This window comes from Acidovorax facilis (assembly GCF_050626955.1).
Classification (GTDB): Bacteria; Pseudomonadota; Gammaproteobacteria; order Burkholderiales; family Burkholderiaceae_C; genus Acidovorax; species Acidovorax facilis.
This window is the reverse complement of record NZ_CP192460.1, coordinates 343,698-368,579: the sequence shown is the minus strand read 5'-3', so window position 1 is coordinate 368,579 and position 24,882 is coordinate 343,698. Positions and strand designations below refer to the sequence as shown.

The window sequence follows — 24,882 nt, the reverse complement described above, 5'->3', positions numbered from 1 at the left end:
ATTCCACTTGAGATTTTCATGGCAGCGCGAGCCTGGCACCGACGCCATGACCGAAGTCCAACTCACCTGCTCCCCAGTCACGGCGCCATAGCGGTTTTTTCCTTGGGGCGTGCATGGGGGGACAGGACTGAAATGGGGCAGCAGCTGATGCCCATTGATAGCCTGGAGCCGCAACGACGTTTGGGGCTGCGGCAGCAGAAGTTGCCTTGTTCTGTGAAAGCACGCTTGCATACCGCGCTTTCATATTAAAGAATGCTTTAATACCGCAGCCGCTTATTAAAGAATGCTTTCATACGATGCGCAGCACCGGCACTTTCATCACATCCGCCACGCTCGGCGAGCCGGTCCAGGCGTTTGTGCCGCATTCGCTGCCCCCCGCCAAACCGCCGCTGGCCCCTGAGTCGTTTGCAGCGGCCAACCACGCGGCGGAAATGGCGCTGGCCCGCTTGGCCGGGGTGGCAGGGCTGGTGCCCTCTGTGGACTGGCTGCTATACAGCGCCATTCGCAAAGAGGCGTTGCTGACATCGCAGATTGAAGGCACGCAAGCCACCCTCACCGATCTGTTCGACGACGAAGCCGGTTTTGCTGTGAGCAACACCGACGACGTGGAAGAGGTGACCAACTACCTGCGCGCGTTCAGGCTGGTGCAGCACAACCTGCGTGACCCGGCCGGCCTGCCCATCAGCGTGCGCCTGCTGTGTGACGCCCACCGGTTGCTGCTCAGCGGCGTGCGCGGCACGGGCAAACAACCCGGTGAGTTACGCCGCTCGCAAAACTGGATTGGTGGCACCCGGCCGGGCAATGCCGTGTTTGTGCCGCCTCCGGCCGAGCGTGTGGCAGCGCTGCTGGGCGATATGGAGCAGTTCATTCACCAAGCCCACAGCCCATTGCCGCCGCTGGTCAAGATTGCGTTGGTGCACGCGCAGTTTGAAACCATTCACCCGTTTCTTGACGGCAATGGCCGCATTGGCCGCCTGCTGATTGCCGCACTGCTGGAGCATTGGGCTTTGCTGCCAGAACCCTTGATGTACCTGAGCGGCTACCTCAAACAACACCAGGCCGACTACTACCGCCACCTCTCTACAGTGCGTACGCAGGGCGACTGGGAGGGCTGGGTGGGTTTCTTTCTGCACGGCGTGGAAACCGCCGCATCCGAGGCTGAACGCGGCATTGTGGCGATTGCCAGCCTGGTGGCCGCAGACCGCAGGCGCCTGCTGCAAGCGCCCAAGGCGGGCCCAGCCAGCTACCGCTTGTTTGAACTGCTGCCCATGATGCCGCGCTTCACCGTGGAGCGGGTGCGTCAGCAATTGGGCACCAGCTTTCCCACCGCAAACGCAGCAGTGCAGATGCTCAGTGAGCTGGGCATAGTGACAGAGTTGACGGGGCAAAAGAAGAACCGCAGCTACAGCTATCAGCCCTACATCGAGCTAATGAAACTCTGAAAGGTGCGAGCAAAAGCCCATGACCGAAGACCAGCTCGAACGCGAAACCCTGGCCTGGCTGCAGGACGTGGGCTACGCCCACATGGCAGGCCCCGACATCGCCCCCGACGGCCCCGCGCCCGAGCGCAGCGACTACCGGCAAGTTCTGCTGGCGGGACGCCTGCGCGCTGCGCTGGTACGGCTGAACCCCAGCATGCCCGCCACGGCGATTGATGACGCGCTGGCGCAGGTGCAAGACCTGGGCGTGCCGGCGCTGCTGGCGGCCAACCGGCGGTTTCACCGGCTGCTGGTGGCCGGTGTGCCGGTGCAGTACCAGCGCGGCAACGAGACGGTGGGCGACTTTGTGCGCCTGGTGGATTGGGCCACGCCCGAGCGCAATGACTGGCTGGCGGTGAACCAGTTCAGCGTGCGCGGGCCGCGCCACACGCGCCGGCCGGATGTGGTGCTGTTTGTGAACGGCCTGCCGCTGGTGTTGCTGGAGCTGAAGAACCCCGCCGACCAGGCCGCCAGCGTGTGGAAGGCCTACGACCAGATCCAGACGTACAAGGAGCAGATCCCGGACCTGTTCCACACCAACGAGGTGCTGGTGATTTCGGACGGCACCGAGGCGCTGCTGGGGTCGCTGAGCGCAAGCGCCGAGCGCTTCATGGCGTGGCGCACGATTGACGGCGCCACGCTGGACCCGCTGGGCCAGTTCAACGAGCTGCAGACGCTGGTGCGCGGCGTGCTGGCGCCGCAGTACCTGCTGGACTACCTGCGCTACTTTGTGCTGTTTGAAGACGATGGCCAGCTGGTGAAGAAGATTGCGGGCTACCACCAGTTTCATGCGGTGCGCGCCGCCATTGCCCAGGTGGTGGCTGCCGCCACGCCAGGCGATGGTGCAGACCCAGCCACCAAGGGCAAGGGCGGCGTGGTGTGGCACACGCAGGGCAGCGGCAAGAGCATCACCATGACCTGCTTTGCCGCCCGCGTGATGCAAGAGCCCGCGCTGCAGAACCCCACCATCGTTGTCATCACCGACCGCAACGACCTGGACGGCCAGCTGCTGGGAGTGTTTGGCCTGGCGCAAGACCTGCTGCGCGAGCAGCCCGTGCAGGCCCGCACCCGGCAAGAGCTGCGCACGCTGCTGGCCAACCGGCCCTCGGGCGGCATTGTGTTTGCCACCATCCAGAAGTTCATGCCCGGCGAGGACGAAGACAGCTATCCCATGCTGTCGGACCGCCACAACATCGTGGTGATTGCCGACGAAGCGCACCGCACGCAGTACGGGTTTGAGGCGCGGCTGAAGGTGCGCAAGGCTGATGTGAAGGCCGATGGGAAGGAAAATTTCAAGCCAAATCAGGCTCTAGCGCTTGATACACAAGCGCCACCAGCTACCAATACAGTAGCAAACCCCATCACCACAGGCAGCGGCACCGCACCCGCACACCGTGCCGAGTTTGCGCCGCCCACCTACCGGGTTGGCACCGAAGCGAACACGGTGGAGCCCACCCGGGAACACTACCAGGTGGGTTACGCCCAGCACCTGCGCGATGCACTGCCCAACGCCACCTTTGTCGCCTTTACTGGCACACCCGTGAGCGGCACCGACCGCGACACGCGCGCGGTGTTTGGCGACTACATCCACGTGTATGACATGCAGCAGGCCAAGGAAGACGGCGCCACCGTGGCCATCTACTACGAAAGCCGCATGGTGAAGCTGGGCCTGAAGGCCGACGAGCTGCCCAGCATCGACGCCGAAGTGGACGAGCTGGCCGAGGACGAAGAAGAGAGCGTGCAGTCGCGGCTGAAAAGCCGCTGGGCCGCGCTGGAGCAGGTGGTGGGCGCCGAGCCCCGCGTGGCGCGTGTGGCGCAGGACCTGGTGGCGCATTTTGAAGAGCGCAACACGGCACAGCGCGGCAAGGCCATGGTGGTGGCCATGAGCCGCGACATCTGCGCGCACCTGTACAACGAGATCGTGCGCCTGCGCCCCGAGTGGCACAACGCCGACCCCGAGCTGGGCGCCATCAAGATCGTGATGACCGGCAGCGCCAGCGACAAAGCGCTGCTGCGCCCGCACATCTACAGCGCGCAAGTCAAAAAACGGCTCGAAAAGCGCTTCAAAGACCCGGCTGACCCGCTGCGCATCGTGATCGTGCGCGACATGTGGCTGACCGGCTTTGACGCGCCCTGCGTGCACACCTTGTATGTGGACAAGCCCATGAAGGGCCACAACCTGATGCAAGCCATTGCCCGCGTGAACCGCGTGTTCAAGGACAAACAGGGCGGCCTGGTGGTGGACTACATTGGCATCGGCAACGAGCTCAAAGCCGCCATGAAGGAATACACCGCCGCCCAAGGCCGCGGCCGCCCGACGGTGGACGCGCACGAGGCCTTCAGCGTGGTGCTGGAAAAGATCGACGTGCTGCGCGCCCTGCTGCACGGGTTTGACTACAGCGGCTTTCTGACGGGAGGCCACCGCGTGCTGGCGGGCGCGGCTGATCATATTTTTGGGCTGCAACGTCAGGCTGGACAGGACGGCAAAAAACGTTTTGCCGACACGGCCCTGGCGATGAGCCATGCCTTCACGCTGTGCTGCACGCTCGACGAAGCCAAGGCGGTGCGCGAGGAGGTGGCCTTCATGCAAGGCGTCAAGGTGATCCTGACCAAGCGCGACATCACCGCCAAACAGCGCACCGACGAACAGCGCGAGCTGGCGGTGCGCCAGATCATCAGCCAGGCCGTGGTGTCTGAAAGCGTGGTGGATATTTTTGACGCCGTGGGGCTGGAGAAGCCCAACATCGGCCTGCTGGACGAAGGCTTTCTGGCCCAGGTGCGGGCGCTGCCCGAGCGCAACCTGGCGGTGGAGCTGCTGGAGCGCCTGCTGGAGGGCGAGATCAAAAGCCGCTTTGCCAGCAACGTGGTGCAGAGCAAAAAGTTCTCGGAGCTGCTGGGTGGGGTGATCGTGCGCTACCAGAACCGCAGCATTGAAACCGCCCAGGTGATGGAAGAACTGCTGGACATGGCCCGCAAGTTCCGTGAGGCGCATGGCCTGGCCGACAAGCTGGGGTTGAGCGAAGACGAGGTGCGCTTTTACACCGCGCTGGCCGAGAACGAGGCCGCCGTGCGCACGCTGAGCGACGACACGCTGAAAAAAATCGCCCACGAACTGACCGACAACCTGCGCAAGAACCTGACCGTGGACTGGACCGAGCGCGAGAGCGTGCAAGCCAAGCTGCGCCTCATGGTCAAACGCATCCTGCGCAAGTACAAATACCCGCCCGACCTGGAAGCGGCAGCGGTGGAACTGGTGCTTCAGCAGGCACAGGCGCTGGGTGATGCGTGGAGCGAGTTGGCTGCAGCCTGATGGAAGTTTCCCAATGGGCGTCTGGCACGGAGCCCCGCTGAATCCAGAGGCGCTCCCCTGCAATAGGGCGCACAGCTCAGCAGTTCAGTCAGTGCGACCGATCACCCCTTTGAACTTTGTGTGCCTTTGTTTGTGCTTTGGGGCTTGGAGCCTTCAAGAGCAGGGTCCGGGGCCTCACCAGCTTCTTCGGTATTGACCGCCGTACCCGCTGCCGCGCCGCCCAGCGCACCCGCAATGCCGCCCAAGGTGCCTCCGACGACCACGCCCACCGGACCAGCGACTGCAACGCCCACGGCCGCACCGGCAGCCGCGCCCGCCATCATGCCGCCGCCCACCAGCACGGAATGGGCCTCGCGCTCTGCGTCTTCGGGCTCCAGGGCGGTCTGGGCGCCAGGTCGTGGGTCTTGCGACGGGATGCCGTAGCCGGGGCGGGCTTGGTCGGCCAGGTCTTCATCCACCGGTGGGATGGCCGGATGAGGGAGTGTGGATGGATGCATGTGCGTCTCCTGGGAAGTGGGTGACAAAACAAAACGGTTTCATCTCCCTCTCTTTTAGGGTCCACTCAGCGCCGTGTGCGCCATCCTGCAGACCGTGAGGCTGTCGGACAATGCCCGGTGCCCACGCAGACGCAGACGCAGACGCACAGCTTCTCAAGTCAATACGCCACTTGCCCACCTAAGAACCTGTTCAAGCTCTTTTCGGGGTCGCACAAGTACCTTGCCGGGATAGGATGCAAGGCGCGGTGCGTAGCCAATAGCTCGGCTATTGGCAAGCGCCGCAACGCTGCAGACCGCCCGGCAAGGCACTTGCCCGAAGGGTTGGAGTGAAATCGGGCGATTGGAAGCCCCGGCTGCTTGCATGGGCACAAGCCCATGCGGCGCATCCGTTGCATCCACTCATCCTGATTGCACTCCAATGCGATCCCCGAAAAGAGCTTGAACAGGTTCTAAGATCACCCCATGTCGGCATCCCCTTCCCCCTCCATCCTTCCCTTTGCCCCACAGCCCTCCGCCAGCGCACTGGCGCAGGCGCTGGGGATTCCCGTTTTTTCTCCGCACTGGCACATGCCGCAGTACCCCGACGGGGCCGTGGGGCCGTGGCAGATGAAGCGCACTGGGGTGGGGCTGGACCGTGGTTACCACAGCGGCCCGTGTGTCACCTCGGGATCGACGGTACTGATGCGCCAGAGCGCTGCAGGCGGGTGGGAAACCTGGATGTCACTGTCGCCGATGGAAGTGGAAAGCCAGGAACTGGCCTGCCGCCATGCGCGGGGCCACACGGTCGTGATGGGCCTGGGCATGGGCTGGGTGGCGGCCAACATCGCGCTGCAGCCCACGGTGGAGCGCGTGACCGTGGTGGAGCGGGATGGGGATGTGCTGGAGCTGTTTGGCCGTTGCCGCGTGCTGGAGGGGCTGCCGGAGTCCGCAGCGCGCAAGGTAGAGCTGGTGCAGGCCGACGCGCTGCAGTGGCACCCCCAGGGCACGCCCGTTGACTTCCTGTATGCAGACATCTGGCTGTACCTGGCGGAGCCACAAACCCTGGCGGAGGTGCAGCGCATGCAGGCCAACGTGCACGCCGACCAGGTGTACTTCTGGGGGCAAGAACTGGTGCTGGGTGCCATGGCCAGCGCACAGGCGGCGCCCGGTACGCCCGCATGGACCGACGCGGTGGACCATGCCGTGCGCGAGACAGGTTTACCGCTGCTGGCGCAGGCAGACGAAGGGTATGCCAACCTCATTGCACGGGTGTTGCAGCTGCGCCAAGGCGGCCGACCTACCGCCGGTTGACCGGCTGGCAGCCCAGCCAAGGGCGTCGGGCTATTGCGTTATTTGGTGAGCCACTTGCGCTGCGCGCGCGGCTGTACGGTGATGTCGACGCTCTGGTGCACGGCAGGCTGGCCGCTAGCGGCGTCGGTTTCCACCACGTCTTCCAAAGCGATGTCTTTGACCTCTGAATGGGTCGCTTCTTCCAGGTCAGCCAGGATCGCGCTGACCTTGCGTTCAGCCTCAGAGACCTTGGAATGTGGCAACGGCGAAGTGCGCATCATGGGCGGCTCCTGTGAGATAGACCCATTCTGGCCACGGAGCGCGCTCTGTGCGTGTCATCCTTTGCCGACGGCCGGGTGTCAGCGGGACGGCCATCCCGGAGGTCTGGATATGCCCAGGCGGTGCGCGATGGCGCCGGTCGCCCTCAGGCCGCCTGAGGCGCTGCGCGGTCGGCGCCAGAGGGCTGACCAGCAGTCATCGCACTGCCCATGGACGCCGCCACGATGCAACCAATGGCCAGCCACTGGATGGCGCTCAGGTGCTCGCCCAGCAGCAGCAAGGCGAGCACAGCAGCCACCGCAGGCTCCATGCTGATCATGATGCCGAAGGCCTCCTTGGGCAGGCGCTTCAGGGCCATCATTTCGAGCGAGATCGGAAGGGCGCTGGACACCGCCGCCACCGCCAAGCCGATGAGCAGCACAGTGGGCGACAGCAGCGCAGCGCCCGCATGTACCACGCCCACCGGCACCACCACCAGCGCCGCCACCAAGAGGCCCAGCGACACCGTGTGCCCGGCGTGCAGGTGCCCGGCGCGCTTGCCGAACACGATGTACAGCGCCCAGAACACCGCCGCGCCCAAGGCATACAAAACTCCCACCGGGTCCAGCGTGCTGCCGTTCAAACCCAGCGGCAGCAGCATGCCCAACCCGGCCATGGCCAGCGCCACCCACACAAAATCCACGGCGCGCCGCGAAGACCAGATCGCCACCGCCAGCGGCCCTGAGAACTCGATGGCCACCGCCAGCCCAAACGGCAGGGTGCGCAGCGACATGTAGAACATAAGGTTCATGCCCCCCAGCGCTGCGCCGTACAACATGACGGCACGCGCATCGGCCCGCGACAGATGCCAGCGCCACGGCCGCCACAGCAACAGCACCAGCAACGCCGAAAAGCCCACGCGCACGGCGGTGGTGCCCTGCGCCCCCACCACCGGAAACAGCCAGTGCTTGGCCCATGAGGTACCAATGCCCAACGCGGTGACGGAGCCCAGAACGGCCAGAAATGGGAAAAAACGGTGCAGAAGGGAAGCGCTCATGGGTTGAAAATATAGTGTGACCCCTGCGTGCTTTTTGCTCGATTTTCAGGGCCCGCGTGCAACTTTCGCTCACCACCACGAGGCGCCCCATGCCCGCCACCCCAGCACTCGACCGCTTTGATATCGCCATCCTGGACATCCTGCAGACCGACAACACCACACCCCAGCGCGTGATTGCGCAGGCGGTCAACCTCTCGGCACCCGCTGTGCAGCGGCGCATCCAGCGGCTGAAAGACAGCGGCGTGATCCGCGCCAACGTGGCCGTGCTGGACCCTGTGAAAGTGGGCAAACCGCTGACCATCGTGCTGGAGGTGCACCTCGAAAACGAGCGCCCCGACCGCACCGCCCCGCTGCGCGCGCGCATTGCCGGCGAAGACGCGGTGCAGCAGTGCTACAGCGTGACGGGCGAGGCGGACTATCTGCTGGTGGTGAACGTGGCGTCGATGGCCGACTACGAGGCGCTGACGCAGCGGCTGTTTGAGGGGGATGACAACATCAAGCGGTTCAGAACGTCGGTCGCACTGGCCAGCCTGAAGACCGGGCTGCGTGTGCCGCTGGACCACGCGCTTCCAACTGCCTGACTACAGCCCCAACGCCCTGCGCATCTGCGCGCCCGTGAGGCGCTGGCGCGGGCCGCCCAGCAGCTCGCACATGCGCGCATTCAGCGGCGCCTCCATGCCCTGCTGAGCCGCCAGCCTCACCACAGCCCCGCTGAGTGCATCAATCTCGGTCACACGCCCGGCTTCCAGGTCGTCCCACATCGATGAGCGCGCCTTGGCGTCGATCTGCAGCATGCGTTTTGCCAGCCGGGTGAAGAGCCAGTTGGGCAGGCGCAGCACATGGGGCAGCAGCGTGGGCGACACGGCGGTGACCTGGGCGGGTGCGATGCCTGCGCGCGCCATCACACGCAGCGCCTCAGTTTGCAGGGCAGCAAAGACGCGGCGGCAGTCGCGGTCGAGCAGCTCTTGCCGCAGAGGCAGGTCGGACAGCGCATTGACCGGGTTGTTGAGGTTGAGCAGCAGCTTGCCCCACTGCACCGCACGGATGTCGGCGGGCAACACGGTGGCCAGGCCTGCAGCGTTGAAGACCGGCGCGATGCGTTCGGTGACGGCATCACGCTGCAGTTGCAAATGGCCCGCTGTAGCGCGGTGCACCTGGGCTCCGCGCAGCACCACGTTGTAAGGCACCATGCCCGCCAGAACACTCAGGCCCGGCGCCCGGGCTGTGACACGGGCCACGTTGTCAACGCCGTTTTGCAGCGAGATGACGGGCGTTCCCGGCGCACAGGCGTCGGCCAGTTCGCGCGCAGCGGATTCGGTGGCGCCGCTTTTGACGCACAGCAGGATGATGCTGTCCGGGCCCGGCGCAGCGTCGGCCAGTGTGTGTGCCAGTTGCAGCGCAGACACGGGCACGGTACGGTCAAAGCCATCCAGGTCCGTGACTTTGAGGCCGTGCAACGCGATGGGCTCCAGCGCATGCGGACGGCCCACCAGGCAGACCGGCTGGCCGTGCGCGGCCAGGCGCCCACCCACATAACAACCAATGGCGCCTGCGCCGAGAACGATGAAGTGCATGCGGATGCTTTCTGGATCAACGGAAGACGGTGCCCCGCGATGGATGCGGCGCCTGCGCATTGTGCGGCGACACGCCCACAGGGCCTGGCGCAGAGGCGACGGTATCTGCAGACACCTGCAGCCTGCATATTTTGAGCTTTTTTGGCCCCTGGCGCTTATTCATCAAGCGCCGATAGCTATCAAAATAGAAGCACCATCAACAAACACCACCTGCGCCCAACGGGACTTCCAGCAGCAGCCCTCAGCCAAACCGCACCGTCACCAGCAGCCCCCCCAGACGCGGCGAAGCGCTGAGTTGCACCGTGGCGCCATGGCCTTGCGCAATGGCCTGCACGATGGCCAGGCCCAGGCCGCTGCCCGGGGCGCCTTCCGAGGTTTCGCGCACAAAACGCTGCATCACGCGCTCGCGGTGCTCGGGGGCGATGCCGGGGCCGCTGTCTTCCACCGTGAGCACGGCAGCATCACCCTCGCGGCGCACCTGCAGGTCCACCCGGCCGCCGGGCGGGGTGTACTTGATGGCGTTGTCCAGCAGATTGCGCGCCAGCATGCGCAGGGCTTCGGCATCACCACGCACGGTAACGGGCACGTTGGCGGCGTCGGAGTGAAGCAGGCCTACATCCATGCTGCGCGCCTGCGCGGCGGGGGCCACGTCGGCCAGGGCCAGCTGCGCCACGGCGTGCAGGTCCACGGGTTCGGTGGTGGCGGTGCTGGCCTCTTGCCGGGCCAGGGTGAGCAATTGCTCCACCAGGCGCGTGGCGCGGTCGATGCCGGCCGACAGGCGTTCGATGGCGACGGCACGCGCGGCATCATCGCCCGCGCGCTGCAGGCCCTGCAGCTGCAGGCGCAGCGCGGCCAGGGGCGAGCGCAGTTCGTGCGCGGCATCGGCCACAAAATGCTCCTGCGCGTCAAAGGCGCGCTGCACGCGCTCGAACAGCAGGTTGAGTTCACTGACCAGCGGCTGCACTTCGTCGGGCAGTTGCGCATCGCTCACGGGCGAGAGGTCATCCGCCTGGCGCTGCGCCAACTGGCGGCGCACGCGCTCCACCGGGGCCAGCGACCGGCTCACACCCCACCACACGGCCAGCACCAGCAGCGGAGCCATGATGGCCAGCGGCGCCAGCGTTCGCAACGCCAGGCTGCGGGCCATGTCGCGCCGCGCGGCCATGTTCTGCGCCACCTGGATCACCTGCGAACGCGTTTGCATCGAGAACACCCGGTAGGTACCGCCGCGCGCCTGCACGTTGGCAAAGCCCAGCACGGCGATCTGCGGCAGGGCCGCGCCCACGGCGGATTCAAAAATGCGCAGGCCTTCGTTGGTCCACACCTGCACGATGAATTCGTGGTTTTCGTCCTCGGGGTCCAGGCCCCTTCCCAGCCCTTGCGCATCCACCGGCAGGCCCGAGCGCAAGGCCAGTGCGGTTTGCTGCATGTGGTAGTCGAACAGCGCATCCGCCTCGTCCAGCGCACCCCGGTAGGCCAATGCGCCCTGCACTGCGCCGGCCAGCACGATGGCGGCCAGCAGGAACACCAGCAGACGCATGCGCAGCGAGCGCGGGAGCAGGCCCTGCAAGGGGTAAAAAAATTGGTTCATCTACATCTTCGGCACGAGGTAGCCCACCCCGCGCACGTTCAGCACCAGCTCGGGCCCCAGCTTCTTGCGCAGGCCGTGGATATAGACCTCCACCGCGTTGCTGCTCACCTCGTCGCCCCAGCCGTAGAGCTTGTCCTCGAGCTGCTGGCGCGACAGCACCATGCCGGGCCGTGCGATCAGCGGCTCCAGCACCGCCCATTCGCGTGCCGACAGCACGACAGGCGCGCCATTCACCGTGGCCTCGCGTGTGGCGGGGTTGATGCACACGCCCTTGTGCTCATACACCGGCTCGGCCCGCCCTGCAGCGCGGCGCAGCAGGGCGCGAATGCGGGCGAGCAGTTCATCAAGGTCGTAAGGCTTGAGCACGTAGTCGTCCGCCCCCGCGTCGAGCCCCTCGATGCGCTGGGCCACGGCATCACGTGCGGTGGCCACCAGCACCGGGGTGCGGTTCTTGCGCGCCCGCAGGTCGCGCAGCACGGCCAGGCCGTCGCGCTTGGGCAGACCCAGGTCCAGCAAGACCAGGTCGTAGGGCTGGGTGCGCAATGCGGTGTCGGCCGCGTCGCCATCACGCGCCCAGTCCACGGCGTAGTGCTCGGCGCGCAGCAGGTCTTGCACGGCTTCGCCGATCATGGGGTCGTCTTCAACTAGCAAGAGGCGCATGGTGGGCAAGCATAGCCAATGAAATCAATCGGGCCACCGAAGTGGCCCGTGCAGGCATCGCATCACAGCGGGCCACAAAGCTCAGCGCAGCGGTTCTGGCCAGGAGTCTGTCGGACTTGGAGCGTCGAAGCGAAAATTGGCCCCAGCGAGGACAGCTTTTGCCGGATTTGCAGCCCCATAGCCGAGCTATGGGGCAAAAAGACGGAAAAAAAATGGACCGCTGCGGCCAATTTGCAGCCGACGATTTCCAAGTCCGACAGCCTCCTACGCGTTTCGTCGCAGACAGTACCGAAAGTACGGCAAGACGGAACAACGACGCCAGGAGAGCCTTTGGGACCGCTTAGCCCAAACGCACCGGCACAAAGATCTTGTTGCCATCGCGCTCGATCAGCAACGCCACCGACTTGCCCGTGGTGGCCTTGGCCATTGCCGCGCGCACCTGCTCGATGTTCTTGGCGGGCGCGCCGTTGATGGCCAGCAGCACATCCCCCGGCTGCACACCGGCCGCCGCAGCGGGGCCGCGCGCCTGTTCGATCACCAGGCCCTCGGCCACGCCTACCTCGCGGCGCTCCTCGGGGTCCAGCGGGCGCAGCGACAGGCCCAGCTGGCCCTTGCCCACGGCATCGTCGTTGCGCGCCTGCTTGGTCGCCTTGTCGCTGGCGTCGCCCAGCGTGGCGGTCAGCTCCAAGGGCTTGCCCTGGCGCCACACCGACAGCTTGGCCTGCTGCCCCGGCTGCGCCTGGCCCACCCAGGCGGGCAGGTCGCCCGAGGCCACGATGGGCTGGCCGTTCACCTGGCGAATCACGTCGCCCGCCTGCAGGCCTGCCTTCTCGGCCGGGCTGCCCTTGCTGACGCTGGCGACCAAGGCGCCTTCGGGCTTGTCCAGCTGGAACGATTCAGCAAACGCCTGGTTCACCTCCTGCACGGCCACGCCCAGCTGGGCGTGGCGCACCTTGCCGGTGGCCACAATCTGGTCCTTGATCTTGGCGGCCAGCTCGATGGGGATGGAGAACGACACGCCCTGGTAGCCGCCCGAGCGGCTGTAGATCTGCGAGTTGATGCCCACCACCTCGCCACGCGCGTTGAACAACGGCCCGCCCGAGTTGCCGGGGTTCACCGCCACATCGGTCTGGATGAAAGGCACCAGGCTGTCGTCGGGCAGCGAGCGGCCCTTGGCGCTGACCACGCCCGCCGTCACGCTGTTTTCAAAGCCAAAGGGCGAGCCGATGGCCAGCACCCATTCGCCCACCTGCAGGTCGCGCGTGCTGCCCAGGCGCACGGTGGGCAAATCCTTGGCGTCGATCTTGAGCACGGCCACGTCGGTCTTGGGGTCGGCGCCCAGCACCTTGGCGCGGAACTCGCGCCGGTCAGTGAGCTTGACGACCACTTCGCTCGCGCCCTTGACCACGTGGGCATTGGTCAGCACCAGGCCATCAGGGCTGACGATGAAGCCCGAACCCTGGCCATGGGTGGGTACGTTGGGCTGGCCTTGCGGGCCCGCGCCGGGGAAACCGAACTGGCGAAAGAATTCGTAAAACGGATCGTTTGGGTCGATCTGCGGGCCACGGCCCTGGCGGGCAGCGGGTTGCTCGTCATCGTCGTCGTCATCGTTGGCCATCGCCGTCTTGGTGCTGCCCGTGACGCTGATGTTGACCACGGCCGGGCCGTTCTGCGCGGTGATCTGCGCAAAGCTGGGCAGCGCACCGCCCGGGGCCATGGCCGTCTGCGCCACGATGGGCGTGGAGGGTGTGACCGCGCGGGCCTGGTGCCCGCTGATGAGGCCGGCGCCGGTGGCGCCCACAGCGCCCGCGGCCACCAGGGCCAGGATCAGGCGGCGGGGAGTGGATGCAAGCGTGTTGTTCATGGTGTCTGCCTTTTCAATCAGGGTTGCGATGGAAGGCAGTGTGGGCACGGACACTTAGACGAAACTTAGGCGGAGTCGGTAAGCCATGAACCCGCGGGTATCGGTGCCGCATCCTGGTTTTCTACGGCCCGGCAACTACCTCAGTCTTTGATATCGCACGGCCCCACGCCAGTGCCACCGTGCAAGGGCCGCCATGCCGCGTATGCGGCGCTGCGCTTGCGTGCACGGGTGGCGTCCACCCGCTCTCGCATCGCGGAGCGATGCGAGAGCGGGGGGAAGGCGCGAAGCGACTCAGGGGGGTGTTCTCTGCTTCACAGGAACATGCCGCCCGACACCTCGATACGCTGGGCGTTCACCCAGCGTGTGGCCGGTTGCAGCAGCGAAGCGACCAGCGGGCCGATATCGTCCGGCACGCCCACGCGGCCCAGAGCCGTCTGCGCGGCCACAAAGGAGTTGAGCTGCGCGTTGTCGCGCACCGCGCCGCCGCCAAAGTCAGTCTCGATGGCGCCCGGGGCCACCACGTTCACGGTGATGCCACGCGGGCCGAGTTCTTTGGCCAGGTAGCGGCTCAGCACCTCGATGGCGCCCTTCATGGCCGCGTAGGCGGCGTAGCCCGGCAAGGCGAAGCGGGCCAGGCCCGACGACAGGTTCAGGATGCGGCCGCCGTCGTTCATCAGGGGCAGCAGGCGCTGCGTGAGAAAGAACACGCCCTTGAGGTGCACGTTGACCAGCGCATCGAACTGCGCTTCGGTGGTTTCGGTGATGGGCGCATGCACGCCCATGCCCGCGTTGTTGACCAGAAAGTCAAACCGCTCGCGCTGCCAGTGGCTGCGCAGGGTTTGCTGCAGCTGCGCAGCGAAGGCTTCGAAGCTGGCTACATCGCCCACATCCAGTGGCAAAGCCACAGCACGGCGGCCCAGCTTTTCGATGTCGGCCACCACAGCCTGGGCTTCGGCGGCCTGCTGGCGGTAGGTCAGCACCACGTCGATGCCGCTGTGTGCAGCGGCCAGCGCTGCGCTGCGGCCCAGGCCGCGGCTGCCGCCGGTGATCAAAACGACGGGGGTGGGGGTGGGGGCTGAAGAAAGGGATGAAGCGCTTGTCATGGCAGGGTCCTTTGCAGTGTCTGAAGCCCGGTCACACCGCGTGACCGGGTCTGGAGATGAACTTTATTGGAGTGCCAATCAAAGATAAACCATGCAAAATATGATTCATTGTCCATTCAATAAGAACAATGAACCCTTTAGACCGCATGCAGATCTTTGCCCGTGTGGCCGAGCTGAGCAGCTTTACCCAGGCTGCGCAGGTGCTGGGCCTGCCCAAGGCCAGCGCCTCTCTGGCCGTGCAGCAGCTGGAGGCCCACCTGGGCACGCGCCTGCTGCACCGCACCACGCGGCGCGTGCAGCTGACGCAAGACGGGCAGGCCTTTTACGAGCGCTGCAAGGACTTGCTGGACGATGTGGACGAACTGCAGGCCATGTTCCAGCAGCCCGACGGCACTGCGCTGCGCGGGCGCGTGCGCATTGACATGTCCACCGGCATTGCCCGCCAGCTGGTGCTGCCTGCGCTGCCCGATCTGCTGGCCCGCCACCCGCTGCTGGAGGTGGAGCTGAGCAGCACCGACCGCCGCGTTGACCTGGTGCGCGAGGGTTTTGACTGCGTGATCCGCGTGGGCCCGGTGGCAGAACCCGGGCTGGTGGCCCGCCCTCTGGGCCTGGTGCGCGTGGCCAGCTGCGCCAGCCCGGGCTACCTGGCGCGCAAGGGCACACCCCAATCACTGGCCGACCTGGCGCAGCATGACCTGGTGCACTACGTGAGCACGCTGGGCACCAAGTCCGCCGGATTTGAAACGATGGGCGACGACGGCAGCCCGCAGTTTCACCCCATGGCTGGGCGTGTCACCGTCAACAGCGCCGAGGCCTACCTGGGCGCCTGCGCAGCAGGGCTGGGCCTGATCCAGGCGCCTTTGCTGGGCGTGCGCGAGCTGATCGATCGGGGGCTGATGGTGGAGGTGCTGCCGCACCACCCTGCCCCGCCCATGCCGGTGACGCTGATCTACCCCCACCGGCGCCACCTGCCCCAGCGTGTGCGGGTGGTGATGGACTGGCTGGCCGCAGTGGTGCAGGCGCATCTGCAGAGCGAGGCCCATGGCGCACCTGCCGCCGCATGAAGGTTTCGCGCGGCGCTTCGACTACGCGCAGTCAATGGTTTCCAGTGGATTGAGACCGAATCGACAGCTATTAATTGAATAGCTACTAGCGCTTACTGGATAAGCGCTAGAGGCCAAAATCACTTAAAAATCACATGAACAGTGTCATCGCGACCCTCACCAAGTCCCGCCCAGCCTCACCCGGTGAAGCGGTACACGATGGCCCCCTGCACCACGTCGCCCGGCGCCAGCCAACGCACGGGAAACCCTGGCTGGTTGGGCGCATCGGGATACTCCATGGGCTCCAGGCAGATGCCGTCGCCCGGCTGCCATAGCCAGACGCCCTGCTCTGCGCCCCGCCCCAGGTCGCGCACCGGATCAGCCTTGAGGCCGTGGCCTGCGTAAACCTGCACCCCGGGCGCGGTACTCCATACCTCCATGGTGCGACCAGTGAGGGGCTCGCTCAGCAGCGCCGCAAGACGCAGGCCTTGCGAGGGCGTGACGGGTGACACCGGTGGCGTCCGCACCGCGCCCTCTTCGTCCCACACATGGTCATCCAGCACCAGGTAGTGGTCCAGCCCACCCGCCAGCGACAGCTGTTCGCTGGGCTCCGCCACGGCGGCACCCACGCTGCGGGCTTCGCGAAGGTCGAAAGGCGTGGCATCTACAGGCTGCACCAACCCGCTAGGACACACATCTGCCGCAAGCGGTACATAGCGGCTGGCGGGCACTTGCAGGGTGTGGCCGTGGGTGCTGCCAGCGCCCGCCAGGTTGAAGAACGCATGCCCGGTGATGTTGAGCAGCGTGGGGGCGTCCAGCGCCTCGCCCGTCCACGCCATATGCAGCGCGTTGTCGGCCGTGATGTGCAGGCGCAGCTGCAGGCGGAGCGTGCCCGGCACGCCGTCGTCCTCAGTGCGAAAGGTGTGGCTCAGGGTGAGCGCATCGGCCTGCACGTCATCCACCGCAAACACCTGAAAGCGGCTGCCCTTGGGCCCGCCATGGTGGTGGTGGGGGCCGCTGTTGGTGGGCAGTTGCCGCTGTGCGCCATCGGGCAGAGTCAACAAGCCACTGCGCAACCGCCCAGCCCAGCGGCCGATGAGGGCGCCCATGGAGAGTTGCCCGTCCAGGTAGCCCTGCTGGCTGTCGTAGCCCAGCGCCACATCAACGAGGCCGCCCTGCCCGTCGGGCACCGCCACTTGCACCAGCCGTGCGCCGTAGTTGCTGACGGCCACCTGCAGGCCACCAGCACCGCGCAGGGTGAAGAGGTCAGTCGGCTGGCCGTGAAGCTCTTGCTGAAACGCTTTGCGTGAAAGGGAATAGGCCATGGCTGCGAGTCTATTTGGTGGCGGACGCAGCGGGCGCATCGCGCGTGACCAGCCAGATGCCCCCGCACACCAGCACCAGGGCCAGCAGGTTCTTCCACTCCAGCAGCGCCTCGCCCAGGAAGACCGCCGACAGCGCCGCGCCGAAGATCGGCACCGTGAAGTTGAACACCGTGACCTGGCTCACGCGGTTGTACTTGAGCAAGATGCTCCACAGCGAGAACGCGGCTGACGACAGCAACGCCAAATACACCAGCAGCAGGGCCGAGCCCCAGGTGAAGCCAGCCAGCGAACCACCCAGGCCCCAGCCAATGGCCAGCAACGCCACGCCGCCAAGCCCCAGTTGCCAGCCCGTCATCACCACCGAATCCATGCGCTGCGACACCTGCTTGCCGTAGATGCTGGCAGCGGCCAGCACGAAGGCGGCAATCACCACAAAGCCTTCGCCCAGCAGCGTGAAGTCCATGTCCAGCGTGCCGCGCCCCAGGTTCACCACCATCACCCCCGCAAACCCCACCACGCAGCCCCACAGCTTGGCGTGGCTCAGGCGGTCGTTGTGATAGACCCAGTGCGCAAGCAGCACGCTGAAGAAGGTGCCGGTGGCATTCATGATGGAGCCCTTGACCCCCGTGGTGTGCGCAAGGCCCACATAGAAGAACACGTATTGCAGCGTGGTCTGCGCCAGGCCCAACACCACCAGCTGGCGCCCGGCCACAAAGCCCAGACCCCAGATGGCCTTGCGCGTGGCCACGGCCCAGGCCAGCAGGATCAGCCCCGCGCCCAGAAAGCGCCAGCCTGCAAACACCAGCTGCGTGGGAATGTCATTGCGGGCGATGCCGAACCAGGCGTAGCCGGTCTTGATAGCGGGGTAGGAGCTGCCCCAGAGCAGGCAACACAGCAGCGCCAGCGCGATGACGACCCTGGGGTCGGAAAAACGGGGATGTCCCATGTGAGTTCTTGGTCTCTCTAGTGAAACAGCCCGTGCAAAGACGGGCTGTGAGGGGGAGGTTTGCAGCCCCAGGACGCAGCCTGCAAGGCCACCGTTGCAGTGATCCGTTGCGCTACGCGCCACCACCAACGCATGCGAAGGGCGCGGCCCAGGCGAGGGCAGCCGCGCAAGGGCCGCCCCACCGCGGATGCGGCGCTTTGCTTGTGTGCGCTGGCTGCGTCCCCCTCCCGTGGCGCGCAGCGCGTAGAGAGAGGGGGAAGGCGCGAAGCGACTCAGGGGGTGTCACTTCAAGTCACCGGTGCGGGGTTGAACAGCACCAGCGCGTTGTGCAGCTTCCACTGCTCGGCCCAGGTTTTTTTGCGGCCACTCGCCACGTCGAGCAGCAGGTGGAACATCTCCCAGCCCAGCTCTTCGATGGTGGCTTCACCGTCCGCAATCTTTCCGGCGTTGATGTCCATCAGGTCATGCCAACGGCGCGCCAGGTCGCTACGCGTGGCCACTTTGACCACGGGGCATTCGGCCAGGCCATAGGGTGTGCCCCGGCCGGTGGTGAAGACATGCAGGTTCATGCCGGCGGCCAGCTGCAGCGTGCCGCAGATGAAGTCGCTGGCGGGCGTGGCGGCGTACACCAGGCCGCGCTGGTCGTGGCGCAGTTTTTCGCCCGGAGCCAGCACGTGCGCGATGGGCGCGGTGCCGCTCTTGATGATGGAGCCCATGGCCTTCTCGGCGATGTTGGACAGGCCGCCTGCTTTGTTTCCCGGCGTGGTGTTGGCCGCGCGGTCCACGCGGCCTCGGTCAAGATACTGGTCGTACCAGCCGAGTTCTCGCACGATGGCTTGCGCGACTTCAGGCGTGGCGGCGCGGCTGGTGAGCTGCTCCACGGCGTCGCGCACCTCGGTGTTCTCGCTAAACATCACCGTGGCACCCGCGCGCACCAGCAGGTCTGCGCAAAAGCCCACGGCGGGGTTTGCGGTGACGCCCGAGAACGCATCGCTGCCGCCGCACTGCACGCCCAGCACCAGCTCGCTGGCCGGGATGGTCTCGCGGCGGCGGGCGTTGAGGCGTTCGAGGTGCGGGCGCGCGCTTTGCACGATGTGGTCGAGCATGGACATGAAGCCCACATGCTCGTCGGCCTGCAGGCACACCGTCTCCGGGCCAAGGGCTGCGTCGCGCTCGTCGGTGATGGGGAAGCTGCCCGGGGGCAGCAGGCGGTCGGGCTGCAGCTTTTCGCAACCGAGACTCACCACCATGACCTCGCCCCCAAAGTTGGGGTTGAGGCTGATGTTGCGCAGGGTGCGGATGGGGATGATGGCGTCGGGCGCATCAATGGCCACGCCGCAGCCGTAGGTGTGCTCCAGGCCGATCACGTCGTCGACGTGCGGAAACGAAGGCAGCAGCTCGTCCTTGATGCGGCGCACCGCCAGGGCCACCACGCCCGCCACGCACTGCACGGTGGTGGTGATGGCCAGGATGTTGCGCGTGCCCACCGAGCCGTCGGCGTTGCGGTAGCCCTCGAAGGTGTAGCCGGTCAAAGGCTCCGGCACCGGCGGCTTCACCGTGGCCATGGGCAGGCCCTCGAGCGCGCGGGCCGAGGGCATCTGCAGCAGGCGCTCGTGCACCCAGCTTCCCGCCGGGATGGCCTTGAGCGCATAGCCGATGGGCACGTTGTAGCGGCGCACCACATCGCCCTCGGCCATGTCCTGCAGCGCCACCTTGTGGCCCTGGGGCACCTTGTCACGCAATGTGATGCCTGCGCCTGGCACGCCGGGTGGCAGCACCGTGCCGGCAGGAAGGCCTCCGTCGTTGGCGACGATGGCGACGTTGTCATCCGGGTGCATGCGGATGGTGAGGGCGGGTCGGTTCATCGGTGGCGCGGTCTCGTCAATTTATGCAATCTCATCAGGTATCAGGCATCAGGCTGCATGGGCAGCACGGTAATCCAGTTCGGGTTGAGCCCCACATCGTGCTCGGCCACCTGGGTCAGGGCACCGCTGCCAGGCGCGATCAAGTGCACACCCACACGGTGGCTGATCTGGCCTGCGGCAATCAGGTGGCGCCCGTCCGGAGTGATGGCAAAGCCCCGGGGCTGCAGTTGCGTAGGCCAGTGGTCGATGGGGGCCAGCAGGCCGGTAACCGCATCGACGGCAAACCCGGCCAGGGTGTGGCTGTTGCGCTCGCTGGTGTACAGCCAGCGGCCATCAGCGCTCAGGTGCAGGTCTGCGCCCCAGGCCGGGCCTGCAAAGCCCGGTGGCAATGTGGGCAGGCTTTGCAGCAGCTCCAGGCCTCCGCTGGCTTCGTCCCAGGCCAGCACATGCACGCAGGCATCCAGCTCACCCAGCAGATAGATGCGGTCGCCCCGCGCGTTGAAGCGCAGGTGCCGGGGACCTGTGCCTGCTGGCAGTGCGACCACGGCAGGGTCGGTGGGTTGCAGCGCGCCCGTGGCGGCGTCGAATCGGTAACGGTGCAATTGCCCACCCCCCAATGAGGCGGCCAGCACGAAGCGGTTGCCGGGGCTGACCAGCGCACTGTGGGCGTGGCGACCGGTGGCGTACGTGGTGGCACCACGCCCCGCAGCGACCACCCCGTCGGCAGCGATGGCCTGCACCGCGACCAGGTCCGCACCGTAGGAAGCACTCAGCAGCCAGCGCCCCGTGTTATCGGTGGCCAGGTGGGCCATGCTGGCGGGCAACGCGGCCTCGCTCAACACCTCGGCGCAACCCGCGCGCGCATCCACCGCCAGGGTGACCACGGCCAGCGGGTCGCTGCGGCGCGCCACATACAGGCGGGTGCCGTTCGGGCTGAGCGCCATGGGCATGAGCTGCCCGCCCAGCGCCAGGACCTGCTCGGTGCGCAGCTGCCCCGAATCCGACGCCAGACGGAGCACATGCAACTCACCGCTGTCAGCGCAGGAGACAAATACCAGGGTATCGGTAGCCATCGTGTGTGTAACCATTTCAGTGCACCACGGAGCTGCCCACTACCCTCGGCCGATGGAACGAGCAGGGACCAGGCCAGAGGCGCCGAGCAAGGGCCGCCCCGCAGTGAGGGCGTCGTCCCCCTTGAGGGGGAAGGCGCCGAAGGCGACTCAGGGGGTGCTTCATTTCTTCACAGTCCCATCGCTCGGGGCAGCCACAGCGAGATGGCTGGCACGTAGGTCACCATCAGCAGCACCACAAACAGCGCCACAAAGAACGGCATCATGGCCTTGGTAACCACACCGAGCGGCAGCTTGGCCACGGCAGCACCGGTGAACAGCACCGTGCCCACGGGCGGCGTGATGAGGCCAATACCCAGGTTGACCATCATGATCATGCCGAAGTGCACCGGGTCCACACCCAACAGCTTGACCACGGGCAGCAGGATGGGCGTGAGGATCAGGATGAGCGGGGACATGTCCATCAGGCAGCCCAGCAGCAGCAGCATGATGTTGATCATGGCGAGGATGACGTACTTGTTGTCCGACAGACTGGTGAGGAAGGCTGTGACCTTCATCGGGATCATCATCATCGTCATCAGGTAACCGAAGGCCGCCGCAAAGCCGATGAGGATCATCACCACCGTGACTGTCTTCACGGTGCGGTGCACCAGCTTGGGCAGGTCGCGCCACTTGTAGTCGCGGTAGATGAACATGGTCACGAAGAACGCCCACACCACCGCAATCGACGCCGACTCGTTGGCCGTGAACACGCCCGACAGGATGCCGCCCAGGATGATGACCATGGTCATCAGGCCCCACAGCGCCTCCACACAGATCTTGAGCGCCTGCTTGAGCGGGATGACCTCGCCCTTGGGGTAGCCTTCACGGTGCGCGGTGAACAGGCACAACGCCGCGAGCGTGAGGCCCATGAGCAGCCCCGGCAGCACACCGGCCATGAACAACGCAGCAATTGAGACCGTGCCACCTGCGGCCAGCGAATACAGCACCGCGTTGTGGCTGGGCGGAATCAGGATGGCCTGCACCGAACCGCTCACGGTGACTGCCGTGGCAAAGGGGCGCGGGTAACCCTTCTTTTCCATCTCGGGGATCAGCACCGAGCCGATGGACGCCGTATCAGCCACCGACGAGCCAGAGATGGCGCCGAAGAAGGTGGACGCCAGAATGTTGACCAGCGACAGCCCGCCCCGGATAAAGCCCACCAGCACGCCCGCAAACGCCACCAGGCGCCGCGCCATGCCACCCTCGGCCATGATGGCGCCAGCGAGCACGAAGAACGGAATGGCCAGCAGCGAGAACTTATTGACGCCAGAGGCCACCTGGATCATCACGGCATCGAGCGGAAGGTCAATCCACAACGCACCGACCAGGGCCGAGAGGCCCAACGAATAGGCGATCGGCACACCGATCATCATGAGCACGAAGAAGGTGCCCAGCAGTACCAAGGTATCCATGATCAGGCGCCTTCCGTCAGTTCTTCAAAGCGCACGATGCGCCGGTGGTTCTGCGGTCCGAAGACCATCTTCTCCAGCACAAACAGCAGCGTGACGGCCGCGCCGATGGGCAGCGACGCATAGGTGGCGCCCACGGGCAACCAGGGCAGCTCGGCAATGCCCTGGCCCCAGGTTTCAATGCACAGGTTGGTGCCATACCAGGCCACAAAGCCGCAGATGACCAGCATGAGCAGATCCACCAGCACCGCCAGCAGCCGCTGCAACGGGGCGGGCAATTTTTCGGTGAGCATGTTGACGGCGATGTGCCCGCCCGCACGGTAGGCCGCCGCAGCGCCGATGAAGGTGAACACCATCATGAGCAGGATGGCGATGGGCTCGGGCCACTGCGAGCCCGTGCCCATCACGTAGCGGCTGAACACGCCCCAGGGGATGATCAGCGACATGAAGAAGATGGCGGTGCCGGCCGCCCAGATGGTGGCTAGGTAGAGCCGGTCCATCCAGCGCAAAAAGGGGTGGTCCATACAAGCAGGTCTGAAAGACAAAGAAAAAAAGGCGCAGGCAACCCACCAGGAGCTCGCCCGCGCAAGACGCAAATCCAGTGCTTACTTCACCGCCTCAATGCGCTTCATCAGGTCTGCATAGTTGGCGCCGTACTTGGCACGCACGGGGGCAGTGGCGTCATAGAAGGCCTTGGTGTCCACGTTGATGAACTCCACACCGGCTGCCTTGAGCTTGGCGGTGTAGTCCTCCACGCTCTTGTCCCACAGGGCGCGCTGCTCCAGCTGCGCTTCGCGGCCAAACTTCTTGAGCAAGGCCTGGTCGTCCTTGGAGAGCTTGTCCCACGTGACCTTGGAGACCACCAGCAGTTCGGGAATGATCAGGTGGTTGGTCTGCGTGTAGAACTTGGCACCGGTGCTGTAGTGGTTGCTGGTGAAGAAGCTGGGCGCATTGTTTTCAGCGCCATCCACCACGCCGGTCTGCAGGGCGGTGAACACTTCGCCATAACCCATCGAGATGCCGTTGCCGCCCATGGCATTCATGGTGTCCACGAACAGGGGGTTGCCCATCATGCGCACCTTCTGGCCCTTGAGGTCCGCCGGCGTGCGTACGGGCTTCTTGGTGTACAGGCTGCGCGACCCGCCATCCATCCAGCCAATGGCCACCAGCTTGGCGGGCGACGCGCTGATCTTGGCCAGCAGTTCATCGCCAATGGCGCCGTCGATCACTGCACGCATATGGTCCTGGCTGCGGAACACGAAGGGCATGTTGAACACATTCACCTCAGGCACCACCGTGCCCACCGGGCCGAGCGAGGTGCGCAGGATGTTGATGGCGCCGAACTGCGTCTGCTCGATCATTTCCTTCTCGCCGCCCAGCACGCCACCGGGGAAGGTCTGGATCTTCAGGCGGCCATTGGTGGCGGCGTCAAGCTTCTTGCCCATGTTCTCCACCGCCACCACATTGGGGTAGCCAGCGGGATGCACGTCGGCCGCCTTCAGCACCATGGACTGGGCCTGGGCGGCAACGGGAAGCATTGCCATCGCGGCCACAGCGGCGGCGCAGGCAGTCAGCAGGGATCGGCGAAAGGTCATGGTTTGTCTCCGGTGTAATGGTTTTTGAGTGATGCGAAATGGACGGGAATCCCGGCGCCAAGGGTCATTCGGAAGGACCGGTGCGCACGAACGGACCGCCCTGGTAGATGACGGCGGGGTCGCTCAAGTCGGGGTGCGGGTCGGCCGCCTCCACCTTGGCGCGGAAGGGCTCGGAGCTGTCCTGCGGGCGGTAGCCGATGTGGCGCGCCAGGGTGTTGTCCCACCAAGTGGTGGTGTTGTCGCCCATGCCGTAGATGATGCTGTGGCCCACCACCGGTGCCGTGAGGCTGGCAACGACCAGGCGCTCCAGGTCGTCGTAGCTCATCCAGGTGGCCAGCATGCGGCGGTTGCGCGGCTCGGGGAACGATGAGCCAATGCGCAGGCACACGGTTTCAATGCCATAGCGGTCAAAGTAGAAGCGCGACAGGTCTTCGCCAAAGGCTTTGGACACGCCGTACAGGCCGTCAGGCCGGGCCGGGTCGTTGGGGCCCACCACTTCGTCCTGGCGATAAAACCCGGTGACGTGGTTGGAGCTGGCAAACACCACCCGCTTGACGCCTTGCTTGCGCGCCGCTTCATACAGGTTGTAGACACCCACGATATTGGCCTGCAGGATGGGCTCCCAGGGCTGCTCGGTGGAGACGCCCCCGAGGTGCACCACGGCATCAACGCCCTCCAGCAAGCTGAGCACGGCGCCCGCGTCTTCGAGGCGTGCGGGGCGCAGCTCCTCCCCTGCGCCTTCGTCGCCCAGGTTCGCGATATCAGACAACCGCAAGGTGGCGCAGTAGGCTTTCAGGCGTGCACGCAATTCCTGGCCCAGGCCTCCGGCAGCTCCGGTCAATAGCAGGCGTTGGAAACGAATAGGCGTCGGATGGCAAGGCATGGCGGTTACAAAGGCAGAGGTTCTTGGTACAGTGGCAACAGAT

General features: G+C 65.7%; 21 protein-coding genes. 5 read left to right on the top strand and 16 right to left on the bottom strand.

What is annotated here, in order from left to right; genetic code table 11:
- Positions 1–296 precede the first annotated feature (296 nt).
- Positions 297–1,442, top strand: a complete 1,146-nt coding sequence (locus tag ACQ4MJ_RS01640) for a Fic family protein (protein ID WP_409889182.1) — start codon at positions 297–299, stop codon at positions 1,440–1,442.
- A 19-nt stretch (positions 1,443–1,461) separates the two neighbouring features.
- A complete protein-coding gene (locus ACQ4MJ_RS01635) occupies positions 1,462–4,788 on the top strand; it encodes a type I restriction endonuclease subunit R (RefSeq protein WP_431173688.1) in 3,327 nt (1,108 codons plus the stop codon).
- 101 nt (positions 4,789–4,889) lie between these two features.
- Here ACQ4MJ_RS01635 and ACQ4MJ_RS01630 read toward each other — a convergent pair whose 3' ends face one another.
- Positions 4,890–5,285: a hypothetical protein gene (locus ACQ4MJ_RS01630; RefSeq protein WP_431150534.1), complete on the bottom strand. Its 396-nt coding sequence runs from the start codon at positions 5,283–5,285 to the stop codon at positions 4,890–4,892.
- A 462-nt stretch (positions 5,286–5,747) separates the two neighbouring features.
- Between ACQ4MJ_RS01630 and ACQ4MJ_RS01625 the strand changes: the two genes are divergently transcribed.
- Positions 5,748–6,575, top strand: coding sequence for a hypothetical protein (locus ACQ4MJ_RS01625; protein ID WP_055394315.1), 828 nt, complete (start codon positions 5,748–5,750; stop codon positions 6,573–6,575).
- A gap of 38 nt (positions 6,576–6,613) precedes the next feature.
- Here ACQ4MJ_RS01625 and ACQ4MJ_RS01620 read toward each other — a convergent pair whose 3' ends face one another.
- Both ACQ4MJ_RS01620 and ACQ4MJ_RS01615 read right to left on the bottom strand, forming a co-directional pair.
- Positions 6,614–6,835: a hypothetical protein gene (locus ACQ4MJ_RS01620; protein WP_431150536.1), complete on the bottom strand. Its 222-nt coding sequence runs from the start codon at positions 6,833–6,835 to the stop codon at positions 6,614–6,616.
- 143 nt (positions 6,836–6,978) lie between these two features.
- Positions 6,979–7,869, bottom strand: coding sequence for an EamA family transporter (locus tag ACQ4MJ_RS01615; RefSeq protein WP_431150539.1), 891 nt, complete (start codon positions 7,867–7,869; stop codon positions 6,979–6,981).
- Positions 7,870–7,958: 89 nt separating this feature from the next.
- On the opposite strand from ACQ4MJ_RS01615, the gene ACQ4MJ_RS01610 reads away from it, so the two are divergent.
- Positions 7,959–8,450, top strand: a complete 492-nt coding sequence (locus tag ACQ4MJ_RS01610) for an Lrp/AsnC family transcriptional regulator (RefSeq protein WP_218301872.1) — start codon at positions 7,959–7,961, stop codon at positions 8,448–8,450.
- On the opposite strand, the gene ACQ4MJ_RS01605 is transcribed toward ACQ4MJ_RS01610, so the two are convergent.
- From ACQ4MJ_RS01605 to ACQ4MJ_RS01585, 5 genes are all read right to left on the bottom strand, one after another.
- Positions 8,451–9,443 (bottom strand): 2-dehydropantoate 2-reductase, encoded by a 993-nt coding sequence (locus ACQ4MJ_RS01605; protein ID WP_431150544.1) that lies wholly within the window; start codon positions 9,441–9,443, stop codon positions 8,451–8,453. It abuts the gene before it with no gap.
- A gap of 241 nt (positions 9,444–9,684) precedes the next feature.
- Positions 9,685–11,034: an ATP-binding protein gene (locus tag ACQ4MJ_RS01600; RefSeq protein ID WP_431150546.1), complete on the bottom strand. Its 1,350-nt coding sequence runs from the start codon at positions 11,032–11,034 to the stop codon at positions 9,685–9,687.
- Positions 11,035–11,694, bottom strand: coding sequence for a response regulator transcription factor (locus ACQ4MJ_RS01595; protein ID WP_431150549.1), 660 nt, complete (start codon positions 11,692–11,694; stop codon positions 11,035–11,037).
- A gap of 340 nt (positions 11,695–12,034) precedes the next feature.
- Entirely contained in the window at positions 12,035–13,558 is a 1,524-nt protein-coding gene (locus ACQ4MJ_RS01590; protein ID WP_431150551.1) for a DegQ family serine endoprotease, read from the bottom strand.
- 311 nt (positions 13,559–13,869) lie between these two features.
- Positions 13,870–14,661, bottom strand: coding sequence for an SDR family NAD(P)-dependent oxidoreductase (locus ACQ4MJ_RS01585; protein WP_431150554.1), 792 nt, complete (start codon positions 14,659–14,661; stop codon positions 13,870–13,872).
- A 128-nt stretch (positions 14,662–14,789) separates the two neighbouring features.
- On the opposite strand from ACQ4MJ_RS01585, the gene ACQ4MJ_RS01580 reads away from it, so the two are divergent.
- Entirely contained in the window at positions 14,790–15,725 is a 936-nt protein-coding gene (locus tag ACQ4MJ_RS01580) for a LysR family transcriptional regulator (protein WP_431150557.1), read from the top strand.
- Between the two features lie 176 nt (positions 15,726–15,901).
- Here ACQ4MJ_RS01580 and ACQ4MJ_RS01575 read toward each other — a convergent pair whose 3' ends face one another.
- The 8 genes from ACQ4MJ_RS01575 to ACQ4MJ_RS01540 form a co-directional block, all read right to left on the bottom strand.
- Positions 15,902–17,029: an aldose epimerase family protein gene (locus tag ACQ4MJ_RS01575; RefSeq protein WP_431150559.1), complete on the bottom strand. Its 1,128-nt coding sequence runs from the start codon at positions 17,027–17,029 to the stop codon at positions 15,902–15,904.
- Between the two features lie 10 nt (positions 17,030–17,039).
- On the bottom strand, positions 17,040–17,975 hold the full coding sequence (locus ACQ4MJ_RS01570) for a DMT family transporter (RefSeq protein ID WP_431150562.1): 936 nt from the start codon (positions 17,973–17,975) through the stop codon (positions 17,040–17,042).
- A 287-nt stretch (positions 17,976–18,262) separates the two neighbouring features.
- Complete coding sequence (gene garD, locus ACQ4MJ_RS01565; protein WP_431150565.1) at positions 18,263–19,840, bottom strand: galactarate dehydratase; 1,578 nt, start codon at positions 19,838–19,840, stop codon at positions 18,263–18,265.
- A 41-nt stretch (positions 19,841–19,881) separates the two neighbouring features.
- The gene (locus ACQ4MJ_RS01560) at positions 19,882–20,913 is read right to left on the bottom strand and encodes a lactonase family protein (protein WP_431150567.1); all 1,032 of its coding nucleotides are present in this window, start codon (positions 20,911–20,913) and stop codon (positions 19,882–19,884) included.
- Between the two features lie 167 nt (positions 20,914–21,080).
- Positions 21,081–22,364 carry a TRAP transporter large permease gene (locus ACQ4MJ_RS01555; RefSeq protein WP_176886894.1) on the bottom strand — a complete coding sequence of 428 codons (1,284 nt, stop codon included), beginning with the start codon at positions 22,362–22,364 and terminating at the stop codon, positions 21,081–21,083.
- Positions 22,365–22,366: 2 nt separating this feature from the next.
- On the bottom strand, positions 22,367–22,885 hold the full coding sequence (locus ACQ4MJ_RS01550; protein WP_176886896.1) for a TRAP transporter small permease: 519 nt from the start codon (positions 22,883–22,885) through the stop codon (positions 22,367–22,369).
- Positions 22,886–22,966: 81 nt separating this feature from the next.
- Positions 22,967–23,956 (bottom strand): TRAP transporter substrate-binding protein, encoded by a 990-nt coding sequence (locus tag ACQ4MJ_RS01545; protein ID WP_431150571.1) that lies wholly within the window; start codon positions 23,954–23,956, stop codon positions 22,967–22,969.
- A 64-nt stretch (positions 23,957–24,020) separates the two neighbouring features.
- The gene (locus ACQ4MJ_RS01540; protein ID WP_431150573.1) at positions 24,021–24,839 is read right to left on the bottom strand and encodes an NAD-dependent epimerase/dehydratase family protein; all 819 of its coding nucleotides are present in this window, start codon (positions 24,837–24,839) and stop codon (positions 24,021–24,023) included.
- Positions 24,840–24,882: the final 43 nt, after the last annotated feature.